The following is a 300-nucleotide window of genomic DNA, read 5'->3' as shown; positions in this document are numbered from 1 at the left end:
GCAAGCCAGATCACGAAGTGCGTGTGTCCTGCGGCACACGCACCCACCCCAGGCCCTGCGCTTATCGGCGCAGCCAGCAGGGGTGGGGAGCGGGGACAGGGACGGCTGCTGCTTCGCAGCTACGCCTGGGGTCGGGGACGCGCGCGGTGCGCGCTGCCGACGGGCGGTGCAACCGCCCTGGCGAGCCGAGCGCAGCGAAGGCACACCGGGCCGAGCGAAGCAATGGCCCGTATGGAGCCCGTTCCCACCCCCTTCTGACCGTGCCGAGAAGCGCAGAAGCTGGGGTGGCGCGTGTGCCGA

It is taken from the genome of Acidovorax sp. Root217 (assembly GCF_001428645.1).
In the GTDB taxonomy this organism is placed as follows: domain Bacteria; phylum Pseudomonadota; class Gammaproteobacteria; order Burkholderiales; family Burkholderiaceae_C; genus Acidovorax.
The sequence above is the reverse complement of the archived record's forward strand: the minus strand, read 5'-3'. Positions refer to the sequence as shown.